The sequence below is a fragment of the Kitasatospora sp. NPDC002543 genome, from assembly GCF_053594915.1.
The window spans coordinates 1-7,623 of record NZ_JBSFWR010000183.1; the positions used below are offsets into that span (position 1 = coordinate 1).

Annotated in this window: 6 protein-coding genes; 1 reads left to right on the forward strand and 5 read right to left on the reverse strand. The window is 72.7% G+C overall.

Translation table 11 applies throughout. The features are described from left to right. Window positions 1–701 (reverse strand): TetR/AcrR family transcriptional regulator (locus ACWD4P_RS37355; RefSeq protein ID WP_449782708.1); only part of this gene is annotated, 701 nt, incomplete at its 3' end. 74 nt (window positions 702–775) lie between these two features. On the opposite strand from ACWD4P_RS37355, the gene ACWD4P_RS37360 reads away from it, so the two are divergent. Next, window positions 776–1,996, forward strand: coding sequence for an amidohydrolase family protein (locus ACWD4P_RS37360; RefSeq protein ID WP_449782709.1), 1,221 nt, complete (start codon window positions 776–778; stop codon window positions 1,994–1,996). A 145-nt stretch (window positions 1,997–2,141) separates the two neighbouring features. Here the strand turns inward: ACWD4P_RS37360 and ACWD4P_RS37365 are convergent, their stop codons facing one another. The 4 genes from ACWD4P_RS37365 to ACWD4P_RS37380 all read right to left on the reverse strand — a co-directional run bounded on the left by ACWD4P_RS37365 (window position 2,142) and on the right by ACWD4P_RS37380 (window position 7,427). Next, window positions 2,142–3,737 carry an FAD-dependent oxidoreductase gene (locus ACWD4P_RS37365; RefSeq protein WP_449782710.1) on the reverse strand — a complete coding sequence of 532 codons (1,596 nt, stop codon included), beginning with the start codon at window positions 3,735–3,737 and terminating at the stop codon, window positions 2,142–2,144. 174 nt (window positions 3,738–3,911) lie between these two features. Further along, window positions 3,912–5,432, reverse strand: coding sequence for a glycerol kinase GlpK (glpK, locus tag ACWD4P_RS37370; RefSeq protein WP_359830046.1), 1,521 nt, complete (start codon window positions 5,430–5,432; stop codon window positions 3,912–3,914). A 98-nt stretch (window positions 5,433–5,530) separates the two neighbouring features. After that, window positions 5,531–6,250: an MIP/aquaporin family protein gene (locus ACWD4P_RS37375; RefSeq protein WP_359830044.1), complete on the reverse strand. Its 720-nt coding sequence runs from the start codon at window positions 6,248–6,250 to the stop codon at window positions 5,531–5,533. 412 nt (window positions 6,251–6,662) lie between these two features. Continuing rightward, window positions 6,663–7,427 carry an IclR family transcriptional regulator gene (locus ACWD4P_RS37380; protein WP_359830042.1) on the reverse strand — a complete coding sequence of 255 codons (765 nt, stop codon included), beginning with the start codon at window positions 7,425–7,427 and terminating at the stop codon, window positions 6,663–6,665. Window positions 7,428–7,623 lie beyond the last annotated feature (196 nt).

Genomic DNA, 7,623 nt, shown 5'->3' on the forward strand with positions numbered 1-7,623 from the left:
CCGCCCTGGAAGCGACCGCCACCGCGGTCGACGCGCTGCGCGAGCAGGCGGACGTGTGGCTCGACGCCCACCTCGCCTGGACGGCCGCCCAGCAGCCCCGAGAGCACCGCCGCCGTCGCCGCCAGCAGGTCCTCGGCGACCGCGCCGCCCGCCGCCGTCCGGGCCAGCAGGCCCTCCCGTGCCGCCAGGATCACCGTCGCGGCCTGCACGGCGTTCGCGCCCGGCGGCACCAGCGTCGGCAGCGCCCGTTCCAGGACCCCGGCCAGCGCCCGCGCGACCGCCCGGTCGTGCGCGGCGACCTGCTCGGCCAGCGCCTCCGTCCGCGCCGCGACCAGCCGGAACTCCAGGAACAGCAGGATCCACCCGGCGTCCGTCGGCTCGACCCGCACCAGCGCCTCGACCAGTCGCTCCGCCCGCTCCCGGGTCGCCAGCCCCTCGCAGGCCGCGGCCAGTTCCGCCAGCGCGGCCATCCGCTGCGCGGCCTGGTCGTCGAAGAGCGCCAGCAGCAGTTCCTCCTTGCTGCCGAAGTTCGAGTAGAAGGCGCCTCGGGTGTAGCCGGCGGCGGCGCAGATGTCCTCGATGCTCGTCCGGGCGACGCCCACGGAGAGGAACAGCTCGCTCGCCGCGGCGAGCAGCCGGGCCCGGGTGTGGACGCGGCGTCGGGGTGGTCGGGGAGCGGTGTCGGCGGGGGGCGGGTTCACAGGGGCACGATACATGGTGTATTCAGTACGAGTCGTATTCAATACGAGACGTACTGAAACGAGGGGTCGCCACCGTGAGCCGCCTGCTGATCACCAACGCCCACCTGCTCCACCCCGAGGACGGAACCCGCACCGACCTCGGCTGGCTGGAGGCCGCCGACGGCCGGATCGCCGCGACCGGTACCGGCCGGCCGCCCACCGCCACCGAGGACGTCCGGGTTCTCGACGCGGCCGGCGGCACCGTCCTGCCCGGCCTGATCGACGCCCACGTCCACCTGCTGGTCACCTCGCTCGACTTCCACGACCTCGCGAACTGGACCCCCGGCTACGCCACCGTGCGCGCCCTCGCCGAGGCCGAGCGCATGCTGCGCCGCGGCTTCACCACCGTCCGCGACGTCGGCGGCGCCGACCACGGGATGGCCCGCGCGCTGGCCGAGGGCCTGGTGCCCGGCCCGCGACTGCTGCACGGCGGCAAGGCGCTGTCCCAGACCGGAGGCCACGGCGACCTGCGCCCGCTCGGCGAGGACGCCCTGCCCTGCTGCGAGTCCCGCCCGCACTTCGGCCGGATCGCCGACGGCGTGGACGCGGTGCGGGCCGCCGCCCGGGACGAGTTCCGCAAGGGCGCCCGCCACCTCAAGGTGCTGGTCTCCGGAGGCGTCGCCTCCCCGCACGACGAGATCGGCGCCGTCCAGTACAGCGAGGAGGAGATCCGCGCGGCCGTGGAGGAGGCCGACAACCACAACCGCTACGTCACCGTGCACGCCTACCACCCGCGCGCCATCGACCGCGCCCTGCGGGCCGGGGTGCGCTGCGTCGAGCACGGCAACCTGCTGGACGACGGCACGATCGCCCTGCTGCTGGAGAAGGAGGCCTTCCTGGTGCCCACCCTGGTCGCCTACGAGCAGACCGCCAGGCTCGGAGCCGCCTCCGGTCTGCCGCCCGCCTCCCTCGACAAGCTCACCGAGGTCCGCGACCGGGGCCTGGAGGCGCTGGAGCGCGCCCACCGCGCGGGCGTCGACCTCGTCTACGGCAGCGACCTGCTCGGCCCGCTGCACCCGGCCCAGCTGGAGGAGTTCACCCTGCGCGCCCAGGTCCAGCCGGTCGCGGACGTGCTGCGCTCGGCGACCACCACGGCGGCCCGGCTGCTCGGCATGGCGGGGGAGATCGGCACCCTCGCCCCGGGCGCCCACGCCGACCTGCTGGTGCTCGACGGCGACCCGCTGGCCGACCTCACCGTGCTCACCCGGTCCGACCTCCACCCGAAGCGGGTCGTCAAGGCGGGCGTCCCGGTCTGACGGTCCCGCGGTACGCGAAACGGCGGGCGGGCGCCCGGGGAAACCCCGAACGCCCGCCCGCCGCAACGGAATCGCGTGGTGCCTGCCTGCTCCGGCGCTTCGCGAGGCTGTGCCCTACTTGCTCCCGCGCTTCGCGAGGCTGTGCCTACTTGGTCCCGCGCTTCGCGAGGAAGGCCTCGACCTCGGCCTTGATCTCCGGCGTGTCCAGCCCGCGCACCGTCATCGTGGTGCGGCGGCGCAGCACGTCGTCCGCGGTGTACGCCCACTCGTTGTCCGCCGCGTACGCGACCTGGGCCCAGACGTCCGGACCGTCCTCGTGGATCGGCCGGCCGAGCTCCGGGTTCTCGTCGATCATGCGGGCGATGTCGAAGGACAGGGTGCCGTAGTGGCTGGCGAGGTGCTTGGCCACCAGCGGCTCCATCCGCGAACCCGGCTCGCGGTCGATCAGCAGGCGGTGCGCCACCGCGTTCGGCGCGCCGACGCCCGGCAGCGGGACGGTCGGGGCGATCGGGGACATGTCCTCGCCGAGGCTGGTGCCGGGCACGTGGGCCAGCTTCTCCAGCACCGCGCGGCCGATGTGCCGGTAGGTGGTCCACTTGCCGCCGGAGACGGACAGCATCCCGCCGCGGCCCTCGGTGACGACCGTCTCGCGCTTGGCGGCGGCGGTGTCGCCCGGGCCGCCGGGCAGCACGCGCAGGCCGGCGAAGGAGTAGGTGATCAGGTCGCGGTCGAGGTGCTCGTCGCGGATCGCGTGCGCGGCCTCGCCCATGATCTGATCGATGTCCGCCTCGGTGGCCCGGACGTCCTTCGGGTCGCCGGTGTACTCCTCGTCGGTGGTGCCGAGCAGGACGTGGTCCTCCCACGGGATGGCGAAGGAGACGCGGTACTTGTCGATCGGGATGGTCAGCGCGGCGCGCCACGGCGAGCGGCGCTTGACGACCACGTGCGCGCCCTTGGAGAGGCGGATCGACGGCGCGGCGCCGGCGTCCTCCATCTTGCGCAGGTGGTCCACCCACGGGCCGGTGGCGTTCAGCACCAGGCGGGCGTCGATGCCGAACTCGCTGCCGTCCAGGCGGTCGCGCAGGTCGGCGCCGGTGACCCGGCCGCCGGTGAAGCGCAGCCCGGTGACCTCGGCGTGGTTGAGCACCACGGCGCCGGCGTCGACGGCGGCGCGCACGGTCATCACGGCGACGCGCGAGTCGTTCATCTGGTGGTCGCCGTAGACGGCCACCGAGCGCAGGCCCTCGGTGCGCAGCGCGGGCACCTGCTGGGCGGCGTGGGCGGCGGTGGAGACCCGGCCCATGCCGTCGCGGAAGGCGGACAGCGCCGAGTACAGGAAGACGCCGGCGCCGAGCTTGGCCGCGCCGTGCGGGCCGCCCTTGTAGACCGGCACGAAGAAGGTGAGCGGGTTGACGAGGTGCGGGGCCACGTCGGTGGAGAGCGCGCGGCGCTCCTTGTGGTTCTCCGCGACCAGCTTGACCGCGCCGGTCTGCAGGTAGCGCAGACCGCCGTGGACGAGCTTGGAGGAGGCGCTGGAGGTGGCACCGGCGAAGTCGCCGGCGTCGACCATGGCGACCTTCAGGCCGGCCTGGGACGCGGTCCAGGCGACGGCCGTGCCGAGGATGCCGCCCCCGATCACCAGCAGGTCGTAGGTGGCCTTGCCGAGCAGCTCGCGGGTCTCGGCACGGGAGGCGGTGTGGCCGGCGGTGCGCTCGGCACCCAGGGTCGGGATGGTTGCCATGGTAGTTGTGTACGGCGCTCGGGTCGAGCGGCGCCGTTACTCCTCTCGGGTGCGGTGCGGCCCCTGCTGGAGAGGCCGGTCGGCCCGGTGCGGCGGGCCGGTGAAACACGGTGACGCCCGTTGCCGGAACAGCGGGCGGCCGGCCGGGGCACGAGGCCCCGGCCGGCTGGTCGGTCAGTTGTTCTCTTCCTCTTCCACCCAGCCCATGGTGCGCTCCACGGCCTTGAGCCACTTCTTGTACTCACGCTCCCGGGTGGCCTCGTCCATGCGCGGGGTCCACTCGGCGGCGCGGTGCCAGTTGGCCCGCAGGGTGTCGAGGTCGTTCCAGAAGCCGACGGCGAGTCCGGCCGCGTAGGCGGCGCCGAGGGCGGTGGTCTCGGCCACGTACGGGCGCTCGACCGGGGCGTCCAGGACGTCGGCGATGTTCTGCATGAGCAGGTTGTTGCTGGTCATGCCGCCGTCGACCTTGAGGGCGGTGAGCTCGACCCCGGAGTCCTTCTGCATGGCGTCGACGACCTCGCGGGTCTGCCAGGCGGTGGCCTCCAGGACGGCCCGGGCCAGGTGGCCCTTGGTGACGTACCGGGTCAGACCGGCGATCACACCGCGGGCGTCGGAGCGCCAGTACGGGGCGAACAGGCCGGAGAAGGCCGGGACGAAGTAGGCGCCGCCGTTGTCCTCGACGGTGTTGGCGAGGGTCTCGATCTCGGCGGCGGTGGAGATGATGCCGAGCTGGTCGCGCAGCCACTGGACGAGCGAACCGGTGACGGCGATGGAGCCTTCCAGGGCGTACACCGGGGCCTGGTCGCCGATCCGGTAGCCGACGGTGGTCAGCAGGCCGTGGTACGAGTTGACGATCTTCTCGCCGGTGTTCAGCAGCAGGAAGGTGCCGGTGCCGTAGGTGGACTTGGCCTCGCCCTCGTCGAAGCAGGTCTGGCCGAACAGTGCGGCCTGCTGGTCGCCGAGCGCGGAGGCGACCGGGACGCCGGCCAGGTCGCCGACGGCCTCGCCGTACACCTCGGCGGAGGAGCGGATCTCCGGCAGGACGGACATCGGGACGTCCATCGACTCGGCGATCTTGTCGTCCCACTGCAGGGTGTGCAGGTTCATCAGCATGGTGCGGCTGGCGTTGGTGACGTCCGTGACGTGCTTGCCGCCGTTGACACCGCCGGTGAGGTTCCAGATCACCCAGGTGTCCATGGTGCCGAACAGGATGTCGCCGGCCTCGGCGCGCTCGCGCAGGCCCTCGACGTTGTCCAGCAGCCAGCGGATCTTCGGGCCGGCGAAGTAGCTGGCCAGGGGGAGGCCGGTCTCGCGGCGGAAGCGGTCCTGGCCGACGTTGCGGCCCAGCTCGCGGCAGAGCCCCTCGGTGCGGGTGTCCTGCCACACCAGCGCGTTGTGCACCGGCTCGCCGGTGTTCTTGTCCCACAGGACGGTGGTCTCGCGCTGGTTGGTGATGCCGATCGCGCGGATGTCGTCCTTGGTCAGGCCGGCCTTCTCCAGCGCGCCGCGGACGACCGACTGCACCCGGGTCCAGATCTCGGCGGCGTCGTGCTCGACGTAGCCGGGCTGGGGGAAGATCTGCCGGTGCTCCTGCTGGTCGACGGCGACGATCCGGCCGTCGGCGCCGAAGATGATGCAGCGGCTGGAGGTGGTGCCCTGGTCGATCGCGGCGATGTAGTTACCGGTGGAGGTCATGGGGAGGGTCCTCGGCTCGGGTTCGGGGGTGACGGGGTGGGTGGGCCTGACGCGTTCGCTCGGTCAGTCCCCGTGTGCGGCGGGGTCGAACCCGTCCTTTAGAAGATGGCGTTGTACACGCCGCCGGCCGCGAGGCCGCCCAGGATCGGGCCGACGACCGGGATCCAGGCGTACGACCAGTCGGAGCTGCCCTTGTTCGGGATCGGCAGCAGGGTGTGGGCGATGCGGGGGCCGAGGTCACGGGCCGGGTTGATCGCGTAGCCGGTCGGGCCGCCCAGCGAGAGGCCGATGCCGACGACGGTGAAGGCGACCATCAGGGTGCCGGTGCCGGACTGGGAGAGGCCGGAGTTGGTGCCGATGGTGAGGATCGCGAAGCAGAGCACGAACGTGCCGATGACCTCGGTGATCACGTTCTGGATCGGGTTCCGGATCTCCGGGCCGGTCGAGAAGATGCCGAGGGTCGGCTCCTTGTTCTCGTTGAACTGGCCCAGGTAGGTGGCCCAGACCAGCACGGCGCCGATGATCGCGCCGAGCAGCTGGGAGCCCAGGTAGAGCGGCACCTGGCTCCACTCGCCGCTCTTGACCGCGAGCGCGATGGTGACGGCGGGGTTGAGGTGGGCACCGGACTTCGGAGCCGACATGTAGGCGGCGATGAGGACCGCGAAGCCCCAGCCGAAGGTGATCGCCAGCCAGCCGGCGTTGAGGGCCTTCGACTTCTTGAGGGTCACGGCGGCGCAGACGCCACCGCCGAGAAGTATCAGGGCGGCGGTGCCGAGGGTTTCGCCGACGAAGACGTCGCCGTTGGAGAACGCGGACACAAAGACTCCCTTGTCCATATGGCCCGGAGGGTGGTGGGGGCAGGCGATCGGTCGATCGTCGTGCGGGTGAGCTCACTGTGGGAGTGATCTCTCCGGCCACTGTTCGACAATGTCGACCGTCATGCGGAAGCTTCCTCCCCAGGTCGGCCCCACGTCAAGGCGGGGTTACGGAGCTGTGACCCTCACCTCGACCGGTCCGTCGACGTTACCGAGCGGAGCGCGTCGAAACAGGACAAAACGCCAGAGGCGCGGACAGGCCTCCCGCCCGTCCGCGCCTCAGCGTGACGAATCGGCGGCTCTCGGCGAGCCGCCCGTGGATGTGCTCGGAAGGGCGGTCGGAACCGCCTCGCTCAGGACCGCCGTGCCCAGGACCGCCGTGCCCGGAGCCGACCGGCGTTCGGAGCCGCCGCGCTCAGAACCGCCCGGCGCCCAGGTCGCGGGAGATCGCCCGCGCCGCGCTGCGCACCGAGGCCACCAGCGAGGGCTTCACGAAGCCGTCCTCGCAGACCCGCTCGACCGCCCCGCTGATGCACACCGCGCCCACCGGGTTGCGCCGCCGGTCCTGGATCAGCGCGCCGATCGAGGCCACGCCCTCCCAGGTCTCCTCGATCGAGTCCGCCCAGCCGCGCTCCCGGATCAGCGCGCACTCGGCGTCGACGTCGGCGGCCTCGGTCAGCGTCCGCACGGTGTACGACTCGTACGGGCTGTCGCCCAACTCCCCGCGCGCGACAGGGTCGTAGGCCACCAGCACCTTGCCCAGCGCGGTGCTGTGCAGCGGCTGCATCGAGCCCACCTCCAGCACTTGCCGGGTGTCGTCCGGCCGGAACACGTGGTGCACGATCAGCACGCCCTGCTGGTGCAGCACGCCCAGGTAGACCGTCTCGCCGGCCGCCCGGGCCAGGTCGTCCGCCCACACCAGGGCCCGCGCCCGCAGCTCGTGCACGTCCAGGTAGCTCTGCCCCAGCCGCAGCAGCTCGGCGCCCAGCTGGTACTTGCCGCTCTCCGGGTCCTGCTCGACGAAGCCCTCCTGCTGCAGCGTGCGCAGGATGCCGTGCGCCGTGCCCTTGGCCAGGTCCAGCGCCGTCGCGACCTCGGACAGGCCCAGCCGGCGCTCGCCGCCGGCCAGCAGGCGCATGATCGCGGCGGCCCGGGAAAGCGACTGGATCGGGCCGGGCATGGGAACCTCCGCGCTGACAGGCGGTCGACATTGTCGACCGCGGTGGTGACGGGACGAGTCTGCCAGGCCGCGCTGGCTCCGTGCACCTTCCCCCCGGGTAACCCACCCTCGGCCCCGCCGACCTGCGGCCCGACCCGCCTGCCGGCCCGCCGCACACGCGCGGTGCCGGGCCGGCCCACACCGCCGGCCCGGCACC